The sequence below is a fragment of the Paenibacillus humicus NBRC 102415 genome, from assembly GCF_004000905.1.
Classification (GTDB): Bacteria; Bacillota; Bacilli; order Paenibacillales; family Paenibacillaceae; genus Paenibacillus_O; species Paenibacillus_O humicus.
Genome location: NZ_BIMD01000050.1, coordinates 1 through 23954, shown reverse-complemented (window position 1 = coordinate 23954; position 23954 = coordinate 1). Strand labels below are relative to the sequence as shown.

Genomic DNA, 23954 nt, shown 5'->3' with positions numbered 1-23954 from the left:
CCATGCACAAAAAAGCTCCTCCCTCCCGGACGGTCCGGAAGAGAGGAGCTTTCACGGGCTTGCTTTTCTGCGGCATCCTTGCTTTCCTCGGCAGCCTTGCTTTTCCGCAGCGTCTTGCTTTTGCTGAGGGAGCCGCAGCTTCAGCCTATTTGCCGGCTTGCAGCGCCTTCATCGCGATGTCGGAGCGGAGCTGCATGCCCTCGAAGGAAACGGCAGCTGCCGCCTCGTAGGCTCGGGAGCGGGCTTCCGCGATATCGCGGCCGCGGCCGACGATGCCGAGCACACGGCCGCCGCTCGTGACGGTCTCGCCGTCCTGCAGCGCCGTACCGGCGTGGAAGACGAGCGCGCCGGCGGCTTTGGCTTCCTCGAGGCCGGAGATGGCGCGGCCCTTCGGATACGTGCCGGGATAACCCTCCGATGCGGCAATGACGCATACGGCCGCCTCGTCGCTCCATGAAATCTCGATCCCGTCCAGAGTGCCGTCCATGGCGGCGAGCACGATGTCGAGCAGATCCGTCTGCAGCCTGGGCAGCACGACTTGGGTTTCGGGATCGCCCATGCGCGCGTTGAACTCGACCGTCTTCACTCCCTCTGGCGTCAGCATGAGACCGGCGAACAGGACGCCGCGGAACGGGCGGCCTTCGCTGACCATCGCCCGGGCCGTCGGCTCGATAATCGTGCGGAGAGCCTCCTCGACAAGGGACGGATCCACATGCGGCAGCGGTGAATAAGTGCCCATCCCGCCCGTATTGGGACCGAGATCGCCGTCAAAGATCGGCTTGTGGTCCTGAGCCGGCACCATCGCGCGCACCGTTTCGCCATCCACGAAGGCAAGGATGCTCATCTCCTGTCCGGTCATGAACTCCTCGATGACGACCTGGCTGCCGGAGGCGCCGAACACGCCGCCCAGCATCATGCCCCGGAGCGCTTCCTCCGCTTCCTCCAGCGTCGAGGCCACGGTCACGCCCTTGCCCGCGGCGAGGCCGTCCGCCTTCACGACAACCGGAAGCGGCTGCTGCCTCAAGTAGGCGAGAGCCTGCTCGAAGTCCGTGAAGCATTCATACCGGGCGGTCGGAATGTTGTATTTGCGCAGCAGATTTTTCATGAAAATTTTGCTGCCTTCGATTTCAGCCGCTTTTTTGTCCGGACCGAACGCCGGAATGCCCGCCGCCTCGAATACGTCTACGATTCCGGCCGCAAGCGGATCGTCGGGACCGACGAACACCAGGTCGACGGCCGCCTCCTTGGCGAAGTCCGCAAGCTCCGCGAACTTGTCGACCGCGATCGGCACGCACTCGGCGACTTCCGCAATGCCCGCGTTGCCCGGAGCGCAGTACAGTTTTTCCACTTTGGCGCTCTTCGCGAGCGACCAAGCGATGGCATGCTCGCGGCCGCCGCCGCCGATGATCAGAATGCGCATATTCATGCCCCCTGTAGATGAAATAGAGTTTGATCCTACTGCATGAAGCCTCCGCCTCCCCGTTCCCCAAGCCGGAGGCCTCCTCGCGAAAAGGCGAGCTTATAAAACGAGAGGCGCCCTCAAGCGCCTCTCGCTGTCATTCATTCCGGCAGCGCCTGGCGCCAGCCAGGGCCGGGGGCCGATGGAGGCTTTTCTCCTGAAGCTCTCCTCAGTGCTTGAAATGGCGGACGCCGGTAAACACCATCGCGATGCCGTGCTCGTTGGCCGCCTTGATGGACTCTTCGTCCTTGATGGAGCCGCCAGGCTGGATGATCGCCGTAATGCCGGCCGCAGCGGCCAGCTCGACGGTGTCGCCCATCGGGAAGAACGCGTCGGAGGCAAGCACCGCCCCCTTCGCCTGTTCGCCCGCTTGCTCCACGGCGATGCGCGCCGCGCCGACGCGGTTCATCTGGCCGGCGCCGACGCCGACCGTCATGTCGTCCTTCGCCAGCAGAATCGCGTTGGACTTCACATGCTTGACGACCTTCCAGCCGAAGAGCAGCTGCTTCAGCTCTTCCTCGGTCGGCCGGCGCTCGGTCACGATCTTGAGATCGGCCTCCCCGATGCTGTGCACGTCGCTTTCCTGCACGACCATGCCGCCGGCGACGCTCGTGACGACCCAATCGCTCTTGCGCTGCGACGCCGCCGGAAGCTCGCCGGTTTTCAGCAGGCGGATGTTTTTCTTGCGGGAGAGAATTTCCAGCGCTTCCGGCGTGAAGTCCGGCGCCAGGATGATCTCCAGGAAGATTTCCGACAGCAGCGCCGCCGTATCGGCGCCGATCGTCCGGTTCGCTGCGACGATGCCGCCGAAGATCGAGGTCGGGTCGGCCGCATAGGCTTTTTGATACGCCTGATGGATATCGGCGCCGACGCCGACTCCGCAAGGATTCATATGCTTGATCGCCACGACCGCCGGCTCGTCGAATTCCTTGACGATGGCGAGCGCCGCGTTCGCGTCGTTGATGTTGTTGTAGCTGAGCTCCTTGCCGTGGATCTGCTCGGCCGTCGTGACGTTGCCTTCCTCGGCCAAAGGCTTCCGGTAGAAGGCCGCGCGCTGATGCGGATTTTCGCCGTAGCGCAGATCCTGCACCTTCTCGTAGGTGACCGTGTAGCGCTCCGGCAGCGGCTCGCCGCCGAGCTTGGAGAGGTAATCGCCGATCAGGGCGTCGTAGGCGCCGGTATGGCGGAACACCTTGGCCGCGAGGCGCTTGCGCGTCTCCAGCTTCGTGTCGCCTTCCGCCTTGATTTCCTCCAGCACGGAAGCGTAATCGGCGGCATCGACGACGACGGTGACGAAGGCATGGTTTTTGGCCGCGGAGCGGAGCATCGTCGGACCGCCGATGTCGATGTTCTCGATCGCATCCTCATAGGTGACATCCGGCTTCGCGATCGTAGCGGCGAACGGATACAGGTTCACGACGACGAGATCGATATAGTCCAGCCCGAGCTCCTGGATCGCCTTGCGGTGCTCCTCATTGTCGCGCACGGCAAGCAGGCCGCTGTGAACGGCGGGATGGAGCGTCTTGACGCGTCCGTCCATGATTTCCGGGAAGCCCGTCACGTCGGAGATGCCGATGACCGGGACGCCTTCCTTCTCGAGGAGGCCGTGGGTGCCCCCTGTGGAAATGATCTGTACGCCCTGAGCCGCAAGCTCGCGGGCAAATTCGACGATGCCGGTCTTGTCCGATACGCTGATTAACGCCCTGCGGATAGCCAATTTGTCCCCTCCTGATCGGTTGTATGAATAGGTGAAAAAGATGAATGCGAATGATTGCGCGGGAAAATCCCGTTCGATGCGGGTCAAGGATGAGATTGACATCCAGAAGGATAGGCGGGATGGATTATTTATCTTCCGAATCGTTCTCCGGCATGATGCTGTCCGGGAGCCGGACCCGGCGGCCCTCCAGCGCGATGAGGCCTGCGGCGAACTGCCTCACGACCCAAGGGTAGAGGACGTTTTCCGCCGCATGCATGCGCTCCGCGAGGGAAGCCTCCGTCTCGTCCTCGCCGATCTCGATCGCGCGCTGGGCGATGATCGGACCGCTGTCGAGGCCTCCGTCGACGAAATGCACGGTCACTCCGGTAATCTTGGAGCCATGCTCCAGCGCCTGGCGGATCGCATGCATGCCCGGAAATGCCGGCAGCAGCGAAGGATGGATATTGATCATCTTTCCTTCGAACGCTTCGACCAGGACAGGCGTCAATATGCGCATATAGCCCGCCAGCACGACGAGGCCGATGCCCCTCCCGCGCAGCTCGGCCAAAATCTCGCGCTCGTACTCTTCCCGGGAGGAATAGTCCTTGGGGTTGAACGTCCAGGCATCGATGCCTGCCGCCTGCGCCTTGGCGACGACGGGAGCCGCCGGCCAGTCGCACACGAGCAGCTCCACCGACGCGCCGGCCAGACGGCCGGCGGATGCGGCCGCGGCCAGCGCCGCGAAGTTGGTGCCTTCGCCGGATGCGAATACCGCTATGCGCAGTGGCGCCATCAGACGTCGGCTCCGCGGAACGCGACGATGCGGCTGCCCTCCGTGACCGTGCCGATGCGGAATGCCTGCTCGCCCAGCTCATTCGCCGCGGCAACGGCCGCCTCCGCCTGATCGGCAGGCACGACAACGACGAGGCCGATGCCCATATTGAACGTCGTGAACATATCGCGATGCGTGATGGCGCCTTTTTGCTGCATGAGCGAGAAAATCGGCTGGATCGGCCAGCTGCCGTATTGTATCTCCACGTTCACGCCTTCCGGCAGCACGCGCGGGATGTTCTCGATGAAGCCGCCGCCGGTAATATGGGCCATGCCCTTCACCTCGACGCGCTTGATCAGCTCCAGCGCGGACTTGACGTAGATCTTCGTCGGCTCGATCAGGACGTCGCCCAGCTTCTTGCCGCCTAGCTCCTGGAGCTCGTCCTGCAGGCCGTAGCCCGCCTGCTCCAGCAGCAGCCGGCGCACGAGCGAGTATCCGTTGCTGTGGATGCCGCTCGAGGCCAGACCGATGACAGCGTCTCCCGGCGCGATCGACGTGCCGTCGATGATCTTCTTGCGGTCGACGACGCCGACGGTGAAGCCGCCGATATCGTATTCCTCCGGGGTGTACATGCCCGGCATCTCGGCCGTCTCGCCCCCGATCAGGGCGCAGCCTGCCTGCACGCAGCCTTCGGCGATGCCGGCGACGATCGCCTCGATCTTGGACGGCTCCACCTTGCCCGTAGCCAGGTAGTCGAGGAAGAACAGCGGCTCGGCGCCCTGCACGATGATGTCGTTGACGCACATGGCGACGGCGTCGATGCCGATCGTGTCATGCTTGTCCATGGCAAAAGCGAGCATCAGCTTCGTGCCGACGCCGTCGGTGCCGGAGACGAGCACCGGCTCCTCGTACTTGTCCTTGTCGAGGCCGAACATGCCTCCGAAGCCGCCCAGGCCGCCCAGCACCTCGGGGCGGAGCGTTCTTTTCACATGCTTCTTCATCCGTTCGACCGCTTCGTTGCCCGCCGCGATGTCGACTCCGGCCTGCTTGTATGCCTCTGCCACTGAACGTTCACTCCTTTGGTATGAAAACATGGACTGGCTGAACGATAGCTACGCCCAGCCCCAAGTTCGAAATAAGCTCCGCCCAACCGCTCGATCCTCCGATCGCTGTTGAAGCCGGATGGCCTGAATGTAAGGTTACAAGGAAGCCATCCGTCTTCAAATGCGAACGCTGAAGCTTCTCCGGATTCGAGCGGTCAGGCTGCGCCGGCCTTGAATGCCAACGCCGCCTCGTTGGAAGAGCCAAAGCTCGCCAACGAGCGGCGATGCCGTCGTCACCACGCTTATTTAGGGATGATTCCGCCCTCGCGCATTGGCGCTCGAGGGCGGCAAGTCCGACTTGCATGCCCTGCGCTAGCGGGCCTGGAAGGCCGGGCGGATGAAACCGCCGGCAAGAGCATGCCTGTGCGGCGGAGCGCCGCTCCAGGCACACAATCGATGCCGCTCGCGAATTGCGCGGGCGAGCGGCTGCTCCAGACAGCCGCGGCTGATCCTTGGCACATCTGGCTGCTTAGCCAGCCGGCTGCCGGGCAGCTCGAAGCCTGTCTCAGCGGCGCCGCTGAAGCCGCCAGTTCTGGAACTCGCGAGATGTCGAGCGGCGCTACCATTGCCGCCAGTTCTGGACTCGCGCGATATAGAGCGGCGCGAAGCCTTTGAGGCGGCACTGCAGCGCTCCCCGGCAAAGCTGCCGAGACACAGATTGGAGCGTTTGCTTTTGGCTGCGCCGGCGAGCTGCGAGGCCGGGCTCCCCCCTCCCCTTTCCTCGGCTGGAGGGAAGGGGAGCTAGGCTGGGCGGTCAGGCTGGGGGAAGCGGAGAAGGCGGATGGATTCCGGAGAAGCGTCCGCGTTCGCCTTTGAAGCCGGATTCCCACCCTGACTAAACTTCAATCGAGGAATCCGGGTTCAACAGCGATCGGAGGAACCGCCCGCTTTCGCAGCGGCAACTCTCCCATCCATCTCTAAAGCCCCCGCCCATCCTAGCAGCTGCAGCTCTTGTCTGAGCTCTCGTCGATTGGAGTCGGGTACTCGTTGGTGAAGCAGGCGAGGCACAGCCCGCCGCCCTTGGAGTCGCCCGGCACGGAAGCCGCCTCGATCAAGCCTTCGGCGCTGAGGAAATACAGCGAATCGGCGTTGATCGCCTGGCGGATCTCCTCCACCGTCTTGGACGAGGCGATCAGCTCGCGCCGGTCCGGCGTGTCGATGCCGTAATAGCAAGGGTTGGCGAACGGCGGAGAGCTGATCCGCACATGCACTTCCTTGGCGCCGGCCTCGCGGAGCATGTTGACGATCCGCAGGGAAGTCGTGCCGCGGACGATGGAGTCGTCGATCATGACGACGCGCTTGCCCTCGACGATTTTGCGGACGGCGGACAGCTTCATCTTGACGCCCTTCTCGCGCAGCTCCTGGGACGGCTGGATGAACGTGCGGCCGGTGTATTTATTTTTGATGAGGCCCATCTCATACGGAATGCCCGTCTGCTCCGCGTAGCCGATGGCGGCGGAAATGCTGGAGTCCGGCACGCCCGTGACGATGTCGGCGTCGATGAACGACTCCACCGCGAGGCGGCGGCCCATCTGCTTGCGGGCGGTATGGATGTTGACCTCGTTGATGTCGCTGTCGGGGCGCGCAAAGTAGATGTACTCCATCGCGCAGGATGCCCGGCGCTGCTCCTGCTCGAAGCGGTCGGTACGCATACCGTCCTTGTCGAGGATCAGCAGCTCTCCCGGCTGGACGTCGCGGACGTACGTCGCGCCGATCGTCTCGAAAGCGCAGGTTTCCGAGGCGAAGACATAACCTTCGCCGAGGCGGCCCATGACAAGCGGACGAAGCCCGTTGGGATCCGAGGCGACGAGCAGCAGGTCGTTGGTCATGATCAGGAAGGCGAAGCCGCCGATGATCCGCTGAAGCGCATCCTTGGCCGCTTCGACGAAGTGCTTGGGCGAGCGCGCGATAAGATGCGCGATGACCTCGGTATCGCTGGTCGTCTGGAAGATCGAGCCCTGCGCCTCCAGCTCGCGGCGGATCGACGGCGCGTTGACGATGTTGCCGTTGGTCGCTACGGCGAGGTCCCCGCCGCGGTATTTGAATACGAGCGGCTGGGCGTTGCCGAGCTGGCTGCCCCCGGAGGTGGAATAACGGACATGGCCGATCGCCCGGTCGCCCGGCAGCGAGGCCAGAATGTCCGTCGTGAACACTTCCTTCACAAGACCCATTCCGCGGTGGTAAGCGAAGCTGCCGTCCCGGCTGTCCACGGTGCAGACGCCCGAGCTTTCCTCGCCGCGATGCTGCAGCGCGTGCAGGCCGTAGTAGGCCAGCGACGAAGCATTGGGAGTGTTGAATACTCCGAACACGCCGCATTCTTCCTTCAGCTTGTCGAAAATGTCGTCGCGGCCGATGCCCGCATTGTAATGGGTGTTTTCCCATGTGCGGGTGACGGCTTGGAGTTCCTCGGATTCGGAATCGGAATCGGCAAGGCCGCTTGCGGCTTCGGAATCCATGCGAGGCTCAGGCCGGAAATCGGCGGCGCGGCCGACTCCGGAAGCGGCGATTGAATGCGGCCGAGATCCGGCATAACCCGAACCGTCGCCGCCAACGCTCGAAGGCGCGCCGCTCGAAGGCAGACGGCCTGCAAGCGGCAGCTCCGGCGCCGAGCCTGTCAGCGCGATGCCGTCGGAATCCAGCTCGGGAACGGCGGATAAGCCGCCCTCTCCCCAGCGGGAGCCGAGCTGGACCGCTATGCTTACTTCATCAGACATGGAATCGCATCCTTCCAGACTTTCCGGAGACCGCTGACCGAAGCCTGGACGCCCGGCTTGCCGTTCACCTTGATGAGAAGTTCCTCTCCGCCGACGGTGCCGATCTCCGCATGGGGAACGCCGCGCTCCGCGAGCAGCGCCAGCAGAGCAGCCTTGTTGTCCTGCGAGGCGCTCAGCAGGATGCGCGACTGCGATTCGCTGAACAGCGCGTGGTCCGGACGAAGGTCCGTCGCCACGTTCACTTCGGCGCCGAGGCCGCGGCCAAAAGCGGATTCCGCCAGAGCGACAGCCAGGCCGCCCTCCGACAGGTCATGCGCCGAGGCGACGAGACCGCCGCGGATGGCTGTCAGCACGGCGTCGAGCAGCTTTTTCTCCACGGCGAGATCGAGGCCCGGAGGACGTCCTTCCGCTTTGCCTTCCAGCACGTACTGCAGCTCGCTGCCGCCAAGCTCGGCTTTCGTATCCCCGAGCAGGATGACCGCGTCGCCGGCGTTCTTGAATTCCTGCGTCGTAATGTGGCTGAGGTCTTCCACGAGTCCGACCATGCCGATGACCGGCGTCGGATAGATGGCGCCCTTGGCGTTCTCATTGTACAGGCTGACGTTGCCGCCGATGACCGGCGTCTCCAGCACGCGGCAGGCTTCGCTCATGCCGTCCGCGGATTTCTCCAGCTGCCAGAACACTTCCGGCTTCTCCGGGTTGCCGAAGTTCAGGTTGTCCGTGATCGCCAGCGGCTCGGCTCCGGAGCAGACGATGTTGCGCGCCGCTTCGGCGACCGCGATCGCGCCGCCGACCTCGGGATCGAGGTAAACGTAGCGGCCGTTGCAGTCGGTCGTCATCGCCAGCGCCTTGCGCGTGCCGGGAATCGTCACGACCGCCGCGTCGGAGCCCGGCGGTACCGCCGTGCTGGTGCGGACCATATGGTCGTACTGCTTGTACACCCATTCCTTGCTGGCAACCGTCGGAGAGGCAAGAACCTTTTCCAGGGCTGCATTGAGGTCGGCGACTTCGCCATAGGCAGCCGTGTCCACACTTGCATTCGCCGCATAATAGGCCGGCTCCTTCGAAGGCTTGTCGTACACCGGGCACTCGTCGACGAGCGCGGTGACCGGCATGTCGGCGACTTCCTCGCCCTGATGGAACAGCCGCAGGCGGCCGTCGTCGGTCACCTTGCCGACCTTGGCGCAGATGACGCCCCAACGGTCGAAGATCTCGCGCGCCTGAGCTTCGTTCTCCGGCGTGACGACGAACAGCATGCGCTCCTGCGACTCGGACAGCATCATCTCGTAAGGCGTCATGCCTTCCTCGCGCTGCGGCACCTCGTCGAGGTACAGCTCGAGGCCGTTGCCGGCCTTGGACGCCATCTCGGCGCTGGAGCAGGTAAGGCCGGCCGCGCCCATGTCCTGGATGCCGAGCACGATGCCGGAATTGATCAGCTCAAGCGTCGCTTCCATGACGAGCTTCTCCATGAACGGATCGCCTACCTGGACGGCGGTGCGCTTCTCTTCGGATTCTTCCGACAATTCGACGGAAGCGAAAGTCGCGCCGTGGATGCCGTCGCGGCCCGTGGCGGGACCGACGTAGAAGACCGGGTTGCCGACGCCCTTGGCGACGCCGCGCTGGATTTTGTCATGGTCGATGAGGCCGACGCACATCGCGTTGACGAGCGGATTGCCCTCGTAGCTCTCGTCGAACATCACCTCGCCCGCGACGGTCGGGATGCCGATGCAGTTGCCGTAGCCCGCGATGCCGCTGACGACATGCTCGAACAGATATTTCACGCGGTCATTTTCCAGCTTGCCGAAACGGAGGCTGTTCAGCAGCGCCACCGGACGCGCGCCCATGGAGAAGATGTCGCGGATGATGCCGCCGACGCCGGTCGCGGCGCCCTGGTAAGGCTCGACTGCGGACGGATGGTTGTGCGACTCGATTTTGAACACGACCGCCTGGTTGTCCCCGATATCCACGATGCCCGCGCCTTCGCCCGGACCCATGAGCACCTTCGGTCCCGTCACCGGGAATTTCTTCAGGATCGGCTTGGAATTCTTGTAGGAGCAGTGCTCCGACCACATGACGCTGAACACGCCGATCTCGGTGTAGTTCGGCTGCCGGCCCATGAAACCGCAGATAAGCTCATACTCATGATCGGTTACGCCGAACTGCTGATAGATCTTCTGCTCGGCAATCTGCTCCGCCGTCGGTTCCTTAGCTGTTAACTGCTGCGTCATGCTGTTCCCTCCATGCGTTCAAAATCGATGTGAACATCCGCTTGCCGTCCTCGGAGCCGAGAATCTGATCTACCGCGCGCTCCGGATGGGGCATCATGCCGACGACGTTGCCGCGCTCGTTGGAGACGCCGGCGATGTCGTAGACGGAGCCGTTCGGATTGCCGCCGTTCGCGTAGCGGAAGACGATCTGGTTGTTCGCCCGGAGGCTCTCAAGCGTCTCGTCGTCGCAGTAGTAGTTGCCTTCGCCATGGGCGATCGGGATGGAAATGACCTCGCCCGGCGCGTATTGGTTTGTGAAAGGAGTCGCCGCGTTGACGACCTCCAGAGGCGACTGGTGGCAAAGGAATTTCAGATCCCGGTTGCGCAGCAGCGCTCCCGGCAGCAGTCCCGCCTCGGTCAGAATCTGGAAGCCGTTGCAGATGCCGAGCACGTATTTGCCCGCTTCGGCCGCCTTGACGACCTCGTTCATGACCGGCGCAAAACGAGCGATCGCGCCGCAGCGCAGGTAATCCCCGTAAGAGAAGCCGCCCGGCACGAGAATCGCGTCGTACGCCGAAAGGTCGGTTGCCGTGTGCCAGACATAATCGACGGACTGCCCGATCGTTTCTTCAACGGCCTTGTAGCAGTCGATGTCGCAGTTGGAGCCCGGAAAAACGATGACCGCAAACTTCATCGGCTCAGCCCTCCAGCTCGAAGCGGTAGTCTTCGACGACAGTGTTCGCCAGCAGCTTCTCGCACATGGCGCGCACGCGCTGCTCCGCTTCGGCGCGGTCTTCGGTGTCCAGTGTCAGCTCCAGGTATTTGCCGATGCGCACTTTGTCCACTTCCGCAAAGCCCATGCTGTGAAGCGCTCCCTGCACGGCCGTTCCCTGCGGGTCCAGCACGTTCTGCTTGATCGTCACGTATACCGTTGCTTTCATTATGGCAACTCCTCTTATGGGGGAATGTGATGGGGATGATGTTGAAAAAGTCCGTAGCGCGCTGTGCTGTCTGAAGATTCAGCCGGCAGTTCACCAATTATGCGTCCGAAACCCGCTGTGCGCAGGAGTTCGGACGGGATCGTCCTGGCGGCCGAATAAGACGACTTTTTCGGCTTATTCGGCGCCGGGTTCGTCCTAACGGCCGAATAAGACGATTTTTTCGGCTTATTCTGCGCCGGGTTCGTCCTGGCGGCCGAATAAGACGATTTTTTCGGCTTTTTCGGCTTATTCAGCGCCTGCCTGTAATTGTCCTATACCAGCTCCGCGCCGGTCAGAAGGCGATAGATCTCCCGATAGCGCTCCGTCGTCTTCGAGACGACAGCCTCGGGCAGAGGAGCCGGCTTGCTGTCGCGGTCCCAGTCGGTTCCGAGCAGGTAGTCGCGGACGATCTGCTTGTCCATGCTGTCGATGTCGACGTCCAGCACGTATTTGTCCTCCGCCCAGAAGCGGGAGGAATCCGGGGTGAAGATCTCGTCGATCAGGACGATCTCGCCGTCGATGAGGCCGAATTCGAACTTGCAGTCGGCGAGGATGATGCCGCGCTCCGCGCAGTATCCGCGGGCAAATTCATACAGCCGGATGCTGCGGTCCCGCAATTGGGCCGCGATATCGGCGCCGACGAGCTCTTCCATGCGGGAGAACGGGATGTCCTCGTCATGGCCGACGTCGTTCTTGGCCGCGGGAGTGAAGATCGGCTCCGGGAACCGCTCGTTTTTGCGCAGCCCTGCAGGCAGCTTGATGCCGTTGATCTCGCCGTTCTGCCGGTATTGCTTCCAGCCTCCGCCGGTGATGTATCCGCGCACGACGCATTCGATATCGATGCGCTCAGCCTTGCGGGTCACCATGATGCGGTTGCGCAATGCCTCCTTGTCGGTGACGATGCTCCCAAGCCGCTCCACGTCCGTGTGGACGACATGGCCCGCCTGGATGCCGGCCGTCTGCTGAAACCAGAAAGCGCTCAGCCGGTTCAGCACATTGCCCTTGTCCGGCACAGCCGGGTCAAGCATGTAATCAAACGCGCTGATGCGGTCTGTCACGACGATAAGATAGTGCTCGCCAAGATCGTACAGCTCCCGCACCTTGCCCTTGTAGAGCAGCGGCGCCTGGATAAGATTCGCTGCCGTGGACAGCGCTTCGGACGTTGCGGCCATGATTTCTCCCCTGCCTCGATTAGAAATATAGGAATGGATCCTGCTCCATGACATCTCCCATGCAGCCGGCAAGCCTCACATCTCCCATGCAGCCGAAAAGGCGCTTGCAGCGGCCTGTCAGGCCGCCCGAGGGACCGGTCTTCCTCAAACTCGGACCCGTCCATCCCGAAAGGAGGTGGCTGCGGATAGCTGCCTAGATAAGCTCCAGCCGGCGGAAAATCGTATCGACATGCTTCAAGTGCCAGCTTGGGTTGAACGCATCGTCGAGCTCTTCCGCGCTCAGCACCGCAGTAATCTCCGGCGTCGAGCCGATGATGTCGCGGAACTGGCGCTGCTCCTCCCAGGCCTGCATTGCGCGAGGCTGCACGGTATCGTACGCCTGCTCGCGGCTGAAGCCCTTGTCGATGAGCTTGGTCATGACGCGGCCGGAGAACGGAACGCCGAACGTGCGGCCCATGTTGCGCTTCATGTTATCCGGGAATACCTGCAGGTTCTTCAGAATGTTGCCCAGACGGTTCAGCATGTAGTTCAGCAGCATCGTCGCATCCGGCAGGATGACGCGCTCCACCGAGGAGTGGCTGATGTCGCGCTCATGCCAGAGCGGCACGTTCTCGTAGGCGCTGATCATATGGCCGCGGATGACGCGGGCAAGGCCGGAGATGTTCTCGCAGCCGATCGGATTGCGCTTGTGCGGCATCGCGGACGATCCCTTCTGCCCCTTGGCGAAAGGCTCCTCCACCTCGCGGAACTCGCTCTTCTGAAGGGCGCGGATCTCGGTCGCGAACTTGTCGAGCGACGTCGCGATCAGGGCAAGCGTCGCCATGTACTCCGCGTGGCGGTCGCGCTGAAGCGTCTGCGTGCTGATCGGCGCCGGCTTCGTGCCGAGCTTGCGACAGACGAACTCTTCCACGAAGGGGTCGATGTTCGCATAGGTGCCGACAGCGCCGGAGATCTTGCCGAACTGCACGCCGTCGGCCGCATGGCGGAAGCGGTCCAGGTTGCGCTTCATTTCCTCGTACCAGAGCGCCAGCTTCAGGCCGAACGTCGTCGGCTCGGCGTGGACGCCATGCGTGCGGCCCATCATGACGGTATCCTTGTAAGCAACGGCTTGTCCGCGCAAAATGTCGATGAATTGAACGATATCCTTCTCCAGAATTTCATTGGCCTGACGAAGGATGTATCCCATCGCCGTATCCACGACGTCGGTGGAGGTAAGGCCGTAATGAACCCATTTGCGTTCGGCTCCGAGCGTCTCCGAGACGGCGCGGGTGAAGGCGATGACGTCATGGCGCGTCTCCAGCTCGATCTCGTTGATCCGGTCGATGTCGAAGCCGGCTTTCTCGCGGATCGCGGCTACATCCCCGCGCGGGATGACTCCAAGCTCGGACCATGCCTCGCAAGCGCAGATTTCAACCTCCAGCCACGCCTTGAATTTGTTCTCTTCCGTCCAAATCGCCCTCATCTCGGGCCTGCTGTAACGCTCAAGCATGCACTCATCCACCTTTTGTCTGATTTATTCCAAGCCGCTTGCGTCGGCCAATCGAGGCTGTCTCCGGAATTGATTCCCTCGGCACCGGGCTGCGGACACTATCGTTCCATCGCCTGTCCGGCCAGCCGAGCCGAAGCTTTCTCCGGCATCCATCGCCTTGACCGTCCGGCATGCAGCGCATCCTTTTTCATTTTACTCTCAAATTCCAATCCGCGTCCTTGCCGCCTGGGCCGGCTCAGCTCCAGACTCCCGTTCCGCGGATCCACTCCAGCGCCGCGGCCGTGTCGGGAGCGAGCACGTTGACATGGCCCATCTTGCGGTTAGGCTTTGCCTCCGCCTTGCCGTACAGATGCAGCTTCGGGACGGCGCCAAGCCTGGCGGCCTCTCCATCGAACCGCGACAGATGACTCACCAGCGGCTCCACATGCTGGCCGAGGACGTTCACCATGACGACGGGACTCATGAGGCCCGCATCCCCGAGCGGCAGGCCGCATACCGCCCGCACATGCTGCTCGAACTGCGAGGTGCGGCAGGCTTCCATCGTATAATGGCCGCTGTTGTGGGGACGCGGGGCCAGCTCGTTGACGAACAGCTCGCCTTCCTCGGTGAGAAACAGCTCCACGGCGATCAAGCCGACGACCTCAAGCCCTTCCGCGATCCGGACCGCCAGCCGCTCGGCTTCCTCCAGAACGGCGGCGGGGACGCGGGCGGGAACGACGGATAGATGGAGAATGTTGTCGATGTGGATATTTTCCGCAGCCGGGAACGTCTTCACCTCGCCCAGAGAGCTCCGGGCGGCGATGACGCTCAGCTCCATCCGGAAGGAAACGAACTGCTCCAGCACCAGCTCCGCTCCGGATCGGCTCAGCTCCGCATAGGCTGCCGGAATCTCCGCCTCGCTGCGGATGACCCATTGCCCTTTGCCGTCGTAGCCGCCGGTCGCCGTCTTCAGCACCGCCGGCAAGCCAAGACGGCCGCAAGCCTCCCTCAGGACTGCCTCGCTTGAAATCTCCTCGTACGGAGCGACCCGGGCCCCTGCCGCCTCGATCGCCCGCTTCTCCCGCAGCCGGTGCTGCGTCGTATAGAGAAGCTCGCTGCCTTGCGGCACGTAAGATTGCTCCGCCAGCATGGCGGCGACTCCCGCATCCACGTTCTCGAACTCATACGTGATGACATCCGCGCGCGACGCCAGCTCCCGCGCCGCCTCCCGATCGTCGTAGCCGGCCGCGATGCTATCGGCAACCTGAGCGCAGGGCCCGTCCTCCGCAGGATCAAGCGCCACGAAGCGGTAGCCCATCGCGCTGCCGGCCAGCGCCATCATGCGGCCGAGCTGCCCGCCCCCAAGGATGCCTACCGTCGATCCCGGCGGTATGACGCGCGCTTGATCGGTGCGGACAGCCCCGCTCCCGTTCCCTGTTATCTTGCCGGAATCCCTCACAGCTCTTCGCCGCTTTCAAGCACCTGCAGCCGGATGGCTTCGCGCCGCTCTTCGACGAGCCGCCTGATCCCCGGATCGAATGCGCCGATAATCTGCGCCGCCAGCAGGCCTGCGTTGCTTGCTCCCGCATGGCCGATCGCCACCGTGGCGACGGGAACGCCGGCAGGCATCTGCACGATGGACAGAAGCGAGTCCAGTCCGCTCAGGCTCGACGATTTGACGGGAACGCCAATAACCGGAAGCGCCGTTTTCGCGGCTACCATTCCGGGCAAGTGAGCCGCTCCGCCGGCTCCGGCGATAATGACCTTCAAGCCCCGCTCGACAGCGGTCTCGGCATAGTGGAACATCAGATCAGGGGTTCGGTGAGCGGATACGACCTTTTTCTCATAAGGAATTCCAAGCTCATCCAGAATGCCGCAGGCAAGCTTCATCGTTTCCCAGTCGGATTTGCTGCCCATAATGACGCCCACGATAGCAGTCATGATTGTTCATCCCGCCTTTATCTATATTCCTAGTGCGAAAATCCGATGTGATGCCGGAAACAAAAAAAACCGCATGCCGGCCAGCCGGCGGAATCTCCGGTAGGGAGAATCCGGCACGGGCGACTCGAAAGCCTGCGGGATGTAAATACGCTGAAAAAGCGCAGCCGAAGCCAAACAGCTCGCTCTCCAGTCGTGGACAGCCAGCCTGCTTCCGGCATCCCGTAGTCCGGCGATTAAGGTCGCCAGGTAGAAACTTTCGGGCCGATTCCCGAAGATATACGAGTTGCTTGAAATCATATGCGGAGCAAGGTAGCGCGGCCTCCTACAAGATTCGACAATCTCAGGACCATTCAAACCGCTCCCCGCCCGCTTTGCCTCCCTAGTTTACCAACCTGAGCAGAGCCTGTCAACTCAAAAACACGAACATTAATGAAAAAATACGTGATTAAAGTTCGCTTTTTAATAGAGCCGTCTTCAAAGAAAAATGCCGTTGGCTCCACAGCGCCATTTCCATGTACGGCCTCGATCTTCCTCGTTGTCCTGCAAGCCGGATCGCTTCAGCGGCAGGTCCATCTCCTTGCTATAAGACAGCAAAAATCGAGGATCAATCCGGCGTTTCTCAAGGAAACGCTTCCTTGGACACCTTTCGCCATTCAGGCCGCCGATTCCATGACAGCTATTATGCCATATCTCTAAATCGGAGTTGTCCTTCTTTATTCGGCGTCAAGAATACTGACATAACAATTTCTTTTCCTGTTCAGGAATCTATCTAAATCCGAACTTTATTCCACATTCTCGGATATCCCTTCCAGATCGGTTTTTAAGGACAAAAAAGAAAAAAACCCTCGACAAGAGGGTTTTGCATAAGGATGAGCGGGCGGGCAAGCTCCATGCCGGATCAAGAATCAGTTGACCCAGAACGTCTTGTCCTTGGCCGAGATGCGGCGGCCTTCCGGAGCCGTCATATCCGGGTAGCCGATATAGATAAGGCCGACCAGCTCTTCCTTGTCCTTGAGTCCGAAAGCCGACTTCATGGCCGGATGGTGCATGGGATCTCCGCTGCGCCATACCGCTCCAAGGCCTTCTTCATAAGCGCTGAGCAGAAGGTTCTGCACGGCCGCATGCACGGCGGCGAGCTCTTCCGAACGAATGACGCGGGGGTTGTCGGAAGGCGAGCAGGCTGCGGCAATGACGACAGGGGCCCTCATCGCTTTGGCTTCTTCCTTCGACAGCTTCTGTTCCCTTTCCTCCGGATCCAGTCCGGCAAGCGCGTCGGAGGCGGCATTGGCGTAAGCTCTTCCGAGCACCCGGCGTCCATCCCCCGTCATGACAAAAAATTTCCAAGGCTCGGTGTGGTGATGGTTAGGCGCCCAGACAGCCGCCTCCAGGATCCGTTCGATCTTCTCCTTCTCGACCGGCCTAGCCTCGACCTTCCCGATGCTGCGGCGCTGACGAATTGCTTGCTGTAGCTCCATTCCTGTCCCTCCTTGAGCGAATTAGATGAGTAGACAATGACTGCCCGAGATTATTATACCTGTGAAATGCTCGCCCGGGAAAGGCCGGCTCTGGAAACCATCGTACCGGACGGTGGAGGGACACACAGTAATTTAAATCACATGCATATCCGCCTCGACCGCCGGAAGCACCCGTCTGTCCGTTATTACCTGTTGCTTCCTTCTCCTCCCTTCCACCCTTAGCCTCCCTTAACCAAGAACCAGGCGAATATCCGGCCAAACAAAAGAAGCCGAACTCGTTCGGCTTCTCCTCATTTCTTTTCGTTCCTGCTGGATGAGTCTTCCTTAAGAAAAGCTTCAAAGGAGGCCATATCGGAAAAACGATTGATTTCGACTCCTCTGTCCCGAAGATAGCTTTCCAGAACAACGCTCAATCGCTCCGCGCCTGCCTGCAGCCGCGTCAGGTCATGAGGATCGAGAAGCGGAACAAGCTCGGGCAGTCCCGCCTGCCTGTAGAGGGCGTGATGATCGGCGCTCAGCTTCAAGTCGCATGGCCACTGTCCGGTCTCGGCGAAAAAGAGAAACTGGGCGATTAAATCCTGTGCGTGAACAGCATGAAAATAAGCCGTATCATAATCGTTTCTTTCGCATGCCGATCGGATCTTGTCCAAAGTCCCTTTCTCCTCTTCATAGAATCCCTTCATTCGATCCCCGAACGAAGGAGTTCCATTGAGCCGCTCTTTCTGAGCCAATACCAGCTCCAGGGCATCTTCGGTCAGCCGCTCGCAAGCTTGGAGGATATCCGCTGCATCGTCTCCATGCATAATGGCATGCATATAGGAATCCAGCAGCGCCGGTTTCAAATGAAACCGATCGATTTGATCCTTGTTTTGGCCAAAGCCTCTCGTGAAATAAGATTGGTTCAGCAAGGCCAGCCCTTGCAGGACTCCGGTCAGAATTCCGTGCGCCTCCGTCCGGCAATAGGCGCTGCTGCCGAAATCCCCCGCGCGGATCAGCTTGTAAAGCCTGACATAGACCTGGCTCAATTCCGCCTCCGCTTTCTCCACAAACTCCTGTTTGTGCTCCGGACTCTGAAGACGGACGATTCTTTCCTTAAGCTTCAGGAGCCGGTCGCGGTCCTCATCCGAACGCGCATAGAGCAGCTTGCAATCGCCGATGATCGAGGTTTTCGGCTCCTGGAAGGCCGCCATCCTCTCCGCCCGTTCCCAGCTGATGGGCCAGAAGTCAAAGCTGATGTCATCCAGGATGAACTGCAGGCTCGCCTCATATCCTCTGGCGGTGGCCGGAATGAAAAAGAAATCCAAGTCGGAGCGCTTCGTCGCGGTCCCTTGCGCGTAAGAGCCGTAATAGGCTGCAAGCGCCACATCGTCGGGATAATTGGCCTTGATGTGATCCACCAGCTTGTCGGCAACCTCGAACACGTCCAGCATGATGATCCCTCCCTTTCCTCCTCATCCTAACCTTTATTTTCCGAGCTTCAAGGTAATGGTTGGCTATAGCCGAATTATCCGCATCTGTTCAGAAGGAAGAGATCTGGAATAAGTCCTTCCAGAGGAGAGAGATCGGGCAAACCTTCCCCTTCATGCTTTTGCCGGGTTCCGGATCAGCTCACGCCCGGACTGATGGACAAGCCAAAATCATGCTTGTCCATCATCCTCGGGCGACAAAAGAAAAAACCTCCGGGACCGAGGTTCCGAAGGTTTTCGTAAGAGAGGAGCCGGTCAGCCGGCCGCGCCGAGGTATACGTAGCGGGCGATGATCAGCACCGCAAGAATCCACATAAGCGGATGAATCTTGTATTTCTCCTTGCCTTCGGGGAGGCGTCCCGTCGCATTCGCGAAGAAGGCGAGCACGACGTAGAACACGATGCCGAAGGAAACGCCGTTGGCGATGTTGTACGTGAACGGCATCAGGATGATGGTGAAGAAAGCCGGAACGGCATAGACCATATCCTTGAAGTCGATGTCGGTTACGGACTGCATCATGAGCAGGCCGACGAGAATGAGCGCCGCCGCCGTCGCGGAGCCTGGAATCAGGGCGATCAGCGGAGCCAGGAACAGCGAGAGCAGGAAGCAGATGCCGGTCGTGACCGCAGTCAGTCCGGTGCGGCCGCCCTGGGCGATGCCCGCGGAGCTCTCGATGAAGGTCGTTACGGTGCTCGTCCCGAGAACGGCGCCGCCGCCGACGCCGATCGCGTCGACGAACATCGCTTTGCCGACGCGTTTTTTGCCTTCGGCCGGATTTTTCATGAAGCCGGCGCGGTTGGCCGTGCCGACGAGCGTGCCGAACGTATCGAACAGCTCGACGAACGTGAATGTCAGGATGACCGTGACGATGCCGACATGCATGATGCCCGCGAAGTCGAAGTGCCAGAAGTTGAGATCCGAGAATTGAGGAGCCCAGTTTTTGCCGCTGAGGCCGTTTTTCACGTCGAGGTTGCCCGTAATCCAAGCCACAACCGTCGTGCCGAGAATTCCCCACAGGAATGCGGCCGGTACGCGCAGCACGAGCAGCAGGCTGATCAGGATCAGGCCGATGATCGTCAGGTAGACCGACGGGTCCTTGATGTCGCCGAAATGGATGACCGATTCAAAGCTGAGCAGGTCCACGTATTGATGCTTCTGCACGTCGGTGACCGCCGTCTCGGCGGCAATCGTCATGATGCCGCTGTTCTTCAGGCCGACGATGGCGATGAACAGGCCGATGCCGACGGTGATCGCATGCTTGAGGCTGTCCGGCACGGCGCTGATCAGCATTTGCCGAACCTGGGTTACGGTCAGGATGATGAAGATGATGCCGGAAATAAATACGGCGGTCAGCCCCATCGCAGGCGAGATCGGCTTGTCCGTCCCCTGGGAAGCTACGATCGTAGCCGCGAAGTAGGCGTTGAGGCCCATGCCCGGAGCGAGCGCGACCGGGAAGTTGACGAACAGCCCCATCGCGATCGTGAAGATGCCGCCGGCCAGCGCCGTCGCCAGAAACACCGAGTTCCAGCTGAGGCCGGAAGCCGACAGCACGCTCGGGTTGACGGCGAGAATGTAGGCCATCGTCATGAACGTCGTGATGCCCGCCATAATTTCCGTGCGGATGTTGGTTCCGTTCTCTTTGAGCTTGAAGAAGCGCTCCATGATGCAAGTTCCCCCCGAAATGCGTTATTTTCCTTGCGCGGAATCCGAAAAAGCAAAAAACCCGGCAGAGACGGAATCGAAGCCGGCATGCCGGCATTGCGATGGCGTCTCTCCCGGGTCCAGGTCGGCTGTCCAATCCATCGGAGGCCCATTGCAAGGCCGGCCCGATGGGATGGAAGCTGCAGGCGCCCGTCCGAAGCGATGCTTCGTCGTGGACGCCCCCTGAATTTTCGTAGCCTGGTCATTACGGTGACCGAGTAGAGACTTCCGGGCCGATTCCCGGAATTATACGAAAGTTGGTTGGTTATCATTGCGGAACGTAACTAATATTACTGAATTCACGACAAATGTCAACACTCAAACGACTGGAATCCCGGTTATTCCCGAACATTAAAGACAAAAGCATTGTTTTTATCAGGAATTAAGGGTTTTTCCGCTGTCGGCCTCGCGGGAGGTTCTTCCTCCTTTGGTTATCATGCCCGTAATCGCGTAAATCAAAAAAGCGCCGCCGAGCAGATAGAACAGGCTGCTCTCCGACAGGTAGCGAAGACCGTATCCGCTCAGGACGGGACCGGCGATGCTGCCGACGGAGAAGTGGATGGATGCGAGAACATTGGCGCCGGGAAGCAGGTTCCGCGGAAGCATGTCGGCCGCATAGGCGAGGCCGAGCGAGAAGAACGAGCCGACCAGCCCTCCGGCCGCGACCATCAGCGCCGCCATCGTCCAGACGGACGATCCGGCCAGCGGAACGGCGAGGAACAGCAGCCCGCCCCCGGCTCCGCAGAAGATCAGCACGGGCAGGCGGCCGATGCGGTCGCTCCACATGCCGAGCGGCAGCTGCAGCAGCAGGCCGCCGATGCCGATAGCCGGCAGCAGGCCGCTGATCGCCGCGCGGTCCAGGCCGATGCCGAGGCCGTACAGCGGGAACCCGGTATTCATGGACGCTTCCATGATGCCGTAGAGCATGGCCGGGAGCAGCGCATACCAGGCGACGCGGTAGATCGACTTGTAGCGGCTGAAGCCGGCAGCCTCGCCCTGCTCCCTCGGCTCCGGACGATCGGCGGGGAGCTTCAGCACGAGCAGAAGGACGAGCGCATAAAGCATGGCGCTGATCAGGAACGGAGCCTGGTCTCCGAAATGCAGCAGATTGATGCCGAGCGGGCCGATGCTGAAGCCGACGCCGTACGACATTCCGTACAGCGAGATGAACTTGCCGCGCTGCCGTGCCGGCGCCCGGCTGACGATCCAGAGCTGGGTCGCGAAGTGAAGGCCGCTGTCTCCGATGCCGACCAGGATGCGAAGCGCGAACCAGACGGCGAAAGAGCCCGCCGTCAGCGGAAACAGCAGCGTCGCGGCGATAATCATGACGATGCCGGCGAGGATGACGATCCGGAAGCCGTAGCGGCGGACCGGCCTTTCGATGAAGAACATGGTCGAGAACGTGCCGATGTATAGAGCCATGGAATTGAGGCCGTTGATATGTTCCGGCACGCCGCCGCGCTCCAGCAATATCGTAAGCAGCGGCAGCAGCAGGCCCTGGCTTGCTCCTGCGGTAATGACGACCAGCAGCAGGACGATGAGCCGGTAGCTGAAGATCGGCTCCTCGGCGTGCAGCAGGCCGCCTTCTTGCTTCAGTGGCATGACGGGTCGAGCTCCTTTGGTCGATTGTTCTTGGATGCGGGGCTGAGCGGCCGGGAGGTTCGGCCATCCGGCTGTATGGACACGGAGGACGGCGGATGACAAGTGATGACGAGGCCAATGAAGAAGCGCCCCCTCGACCGGCACCGCCGCCGCATCGCCGCACGGCTTCGGCAGCGCATCGCTACAGCGCCGGAGCCGTGAAAAAAACAAACACCGGAACCCTGCAGCAGCAGGGCTCCGGTGAGAAACGCCATGGGCTGCACGCCGCTGCGGCGGCAGCCGGAAGGTCAGTTAAATCCGCTTACTCCCACTCGATGGTCGCCGGCGGCTTGGAGGTGATGTCGTACACGACGCGGTTGACGTTGTCGACCTCGTTGACGATGCGCACCGAGATTTTCTCCAGCACATCCCAAGGGATGCGCGCCCAGTCGGCCGTCATGCCGTCGATGGACGTGACGGCGCGGATGCCGACGGTGTAGGAATACGTGCGGGCGTCGCCCATGACGCCTACGCTCTTCATGCCCGGAAGGGCGGTGAAGTACTGCCAGATCTCGCGGTCGAGTCCGGCCTTCGCGATTTCGTCGCGCAGGATGGCGTCGGATTCGCGGACGATTTCCAGCTTGTCCTCCGTCACTTCGCCAAGTACGCGAATCGCGAGCCCCGGACCCGGGAACGGCTGGCGCCAGACGATGGCGTCCGGCAATCCGCACTCGGAGCCGACCTTGCGGACCTCGTCCTTGAACAGCGCGCTCAGCGGCTCGACCAGCTTGAACTTGATGTCCTCCGGCAGCCCGCCTACGTTGTGGTGGGATTTGATCGTCTGCGCCGTCGCCGTGCCGCTCTCCACGATGTCCGTATAGAGGGTGCCTTGCGCCAGGAACTCGTAGTTCGCCAGCTTTTCGGACTCCTCCTGGAACAGGTAGATGAACTCGTTGCCGATGATCTTGCGCTTCTTCTCGGGATCGTCCACGCCCTTCAGCTTGCCGAGGAACCGCTCGCTGGCGTCGATCTTGATCACTTCAATGCCGAATTTGCCGACAAAAGTCTCCATCACGCTGTCCGCTTCGCCCTTGCGCAGAAGGCCGTGGTCGATGAACATGCAGGTCAGGCGGTCTCCGATCGCCTTGTGGACGAGCATGGCGACAACGGAGGAATCGACGCCGCCGGACAGGGCGCACAGCACGCGTCCGGTCTCTCCCACCTTCTCCTGGATGTCGCGCACGGCGTCCTCGATGAAGGTTTCCATGCTCCATGTGCCTTCGCATTTGCAGATCGTGTACAGGAAGTTGCGGATCATGTCGTTGCCGTATACGGAGTGGCGAACCTCGGGATGGAACTGGACGGCGTAGAAATTCTTCTCCGGATGGCTCATGGCCGCGATCGGCGCATGCTCCGTACCCGCATCCAAGCGGAAGCCTTCCGGCATTTCGACGACCAGATCCGTATGGCTCATCCATACCGTCTGCGTGTTCTCCAGGCCGAGCGCAAGCGCGGCTCCGTTCTCGAAGGTGACGTCCGCGCGGCCGTATTCCCGCTTGCCCGCACGTTGAACCTTGCCTTTGAGCTGATGGCTCATCAGCTGCATGCCGTAGCAAATACCGAAAATCGGCAGCCCCAGCTCGTAGATCTCCGGATCGACCATCGGGGAATTTTCCTCATATACGCTCGCCGGTCCGCCGGAGAACACGATGCCCTTGGGCGCGAGTTCCCGGATCCGCTCTGCCGGCGTGTTGTATGGCAGCAGCTCGCTGTAGACGCCCAAATCCCGGATGCGACGCGCGATCAGCTGGTTGTATTGTCCCCCGAAGTCGAGAACTACGATCATTTCATTTGGCTTGTTCACTGCCGAACCTCCCTCAATCAATTGGACTCATTATATCCAAGCCCTCTCCGGGCAGTCAAGGCGCACGGCAAGCCTCCTCCGCAGGTAAAATCCACCCGGAAACCCAGCGGCGCGCGGGCCGGTTCTCCCCATGCAGAAGGGGAGGAAGGCCCGCCGAGGGAAGCCCGGGGGCGGGGCAAGGCGCTCCGCAGGCGGCCCGAATGCGGGAACTCCAGGGAGCATGCTCCGCTTGCTGATGCCGGATGGCCCTTGATGCAGCCGGAATTCAGGCAGGCTGCGGGCGAGCGCATCAGGCGCCTGGCGAGCCGGCGCCGGAGGCTGGCCGAGCCAGCAGCAGCGCAGCGGCAGCCGCAAG

18 protein-coding genes and 2 riboswitches are annotated in these 23954 nt (G+C 61.5%); of the genes, 1 reads left to right on the top strand and 17 read right to left on the bottom strand.

The window, feature by feature from the left end; all coding sequences use genetic code 11:
* Nucleotides 1–145: 145 nt before the first annotated feature.
* The 12 genes from purD to purE form a co-directional block, all read right to left on the bottom strand.
* Nucleotides 146–1420, bottom strand: coding sequence for a phosphoribosylamine--glycine ligase (gene purD, locus PHU01S_RS21675; protein WP_127509902.1), 1275 nt, complete (start codon nt 1418–1420; stop codon nt 146–148).
* Nucleotides 1421–1628: 208 nt separating this feature from the next.
* The gene (gene purH, locus PHU01S_RS21670) at nt 1629–3176 is read right to left on the bottom strand and encodes a bifunctional phosphoribosylaminoimidazolecarboxamide formyltransferase/IMP cyclohydrolase (protein WP_127509900.1); all 1548 of its coding nucleotides are present in this window, start codon (nt 3174–3176) and stop codon (nt 1629–1631) included.
* A gap of 124 nt (nt 3177–3300) precedes the next feature.
* Nucleotides 3301–3948, bottom strand: a complete 648-nt coding sequence (purN, locus tag PHU01S_RS21665) for a phosphoribosylglycinamide formyltransferase (RefSeq protein WP_174806392.1) — start codon at nt 3946–3948, stop codon at nt 3301–3303.
* A complete protein-coding gene (gene purM / locus PHU01S_RS21660) occupies nt 3948–4991 on the bottom strand; it encodes a phosphoribosylformylglycinamidine cyclo-ligase (protein ID WP_048748705.1) in 1044 nt (347 codons plus the stop codon). Before purM ends, purN begins: the two co-directional genes overlap by 1 nt.
* Nucleotides 4992–5965: 974 nt before the next feature.
* Nucleotides 5966–7486: an amidophosphoribosyltransferase gene (purF, locus tag PHU01S_RS21655; protein ID WP_127509924.1), complete on the bottom strand. Its 1521-nt coding sequence runs from the start codon at nt 7484–7486 to the stop codon at nt 5966–5968.
* A 242-nt stretch (nt 7487–7728) separates the two neighbouring features.
* A complete protein-coding gene (gene purL, locus PHU01S_RS21650; RefSeq protein WP_127509896.1) occupies nt 7729–9972 on the bottom strand; it encodes a phosphoribosylformylglycinamidine synthase subunit PurL in 2244 nt (747 codons plus the stop codon).
* On the bottom strand, nt 9950–10645 hold the full coding sequence (gene purQ, locus PHU01S_RS21645) for a phosphoribosylformylglycinamidine synthase subunit PurQ (protein ID WP_127509894.1): 696 nt from the start codon (nt 10643–10645) through the stop codon (nt 9950–9952). The genes purL and purQ overlap by 23 nt, the downstream gene beginning before the upstream one ends.
* A gap of 4 nt (nt 10646–10649) precedes the next feature.
* Entirely contained in the window at nt 10650–10895 is a 246-nt protein-coding gene (gene purS / locus PHU01S_RS21640; protein WP_174806393.1) for a phosphoribosylformylglycinamidine synthase subunit PurS, read from the bottom strand.
* 308 nt (nt 10896–11203) lie between these two features.
* Nucleotides 11204–12103, bottom strand: a complete 900-nt coding sequence (locus tag PHU01S_RS21635) for a phosphoribosylaminoimidazolesuccinocarboxamide synthase (RefSeq protein ID WP_127509892.1) — start codon at nt 12101–12103, stop codon at nt 11204–11206.
* 193 nt (nt 12104–12296) lie between these two features.
* The gene (gene purB, locus PHU01S_RS21630; RefSeq protein WP_127509891.1) at nt 12297–13592 is read right to left on the bottom strand and encodes an adenylosuccinate lyase; all 1296 of its coding nucleotides are present in this window, start codon (nt 13590–13592) and stop codon (nt 12297–12299) included.
* Nucleotides 13593–13827: 235 nt separating this feature from the next.
* Complete coding sequence (purK, locus tag PHU01S_RS21625; protein ID WP_127509922.1) at nt 13828–15012, bottom strand: 5-(carboxyamino)imidazole ribonucleotide synthase; 1185 nt, start codon at nt 15010–15012, stop codon at nt 13828–13830.
* Between the two features lie 14 nt (nt 15013–15026).
* Entirely contained in the window at nt 15027–15512 is a 486-nt protein-coding gene (gene purE / locus PHU01S_RS21620; protein ID WP_127509888.1) for a 5-(carboxyamino)imidazole ribonucleotide mutase, read from the bottom strand.
* Nucleotides 15513–15714: 202 nt separating this feature from the next.
* Nucleotides 15715–15814, bottom strand: a riboswitch (purine riboswitch).
* A 127-nt stretch (nt 15815–15941) separates the two neighbouring features.
* Here purE and PHU01S_RS26440 point away from each other — a divergent pair.
* Entirely contained in the window at nt 15942–16208 is a 267-nt protein-coding gene (locus PHU01S_RS26440; protein WP_127509886.1) for a hypothetical protein, read from the top strand.
* 209 nt (nt 16209–16417) lie between these two features.
* On the opposite strand, the gene PHU01S_RS21610 is transcribed toward PHU01S_RS26440, so the two are convergent.
* From PHU01S_RS21610 to guaA, 5 genes are all read right to left on the bottom strand, one after another.
* Nucleotides 16418–16987, bottom strand: coding sequence for a nitroreductase family protein (locus PHU01S_RS21610; protein WP_048748967.1), 570 nt, complete (start codon nt 16985–16987; stop codon nt 16418–16420).
* Between the two features lie 290 nt (nt 16988–17277).
* Nucleotides 17278–18417 carry a kanamycin nucleotidyltransferase C-terminal domain-containing protein gene (locus tag PHU01S_RS21605; protein WP_049868244.1) on the bottom strand — a complete coding sequence of 380 codons (1140 nt, stop codon included), beginning with the start codon at nt 18415–18417 and terminating at the stop codon, nt 17278–17280.
* 291 nt (nt 18418–18708) lie between these two features.
* On the bottom strand, nt 18709–20115 hold the full coding sequence (locus PHU01S_RS21600) for an NCS2 family permease (RefSeq protein WP_048748971.1): 1407 nt from the start codon (nt 20113–20115) through the stop codon (nt 18709–18711).
* A gap of 213 nt (nt 20116–20328) precedes the next feature.
* Nucleotides 20329–20428: riboswitch (purine riboswitch) on the bottom strand.
* 101 nt (nt 20429–20529) lie between these two features.
* Nucleotides 20530–21756 (bottom strand): MFS transporter, encoded by a 1227-nt coding sequence (locus tag PHU01S_RS21595; RefSeq protein ID WP_083436593.1) that lies wholly within the window; start codon nt 21754–21756, stop codon nt 20530–20532.
* Nucleotides 21757–22057: 301 nt separating this feature from the next.
* A complete protein-coding gene (gene guaA / locus PHU01S_RS21590; RefSeq protein ID WP_048748972.1) occupies nt 22058–23599 on the bottom strand; it encodes a glutamine-hydrolyzing GMP synthase in 1542 nt (513 codons plus the stop codon).
* Nucleotides 23600–23954: the final 355 nt, after the last annotated feature.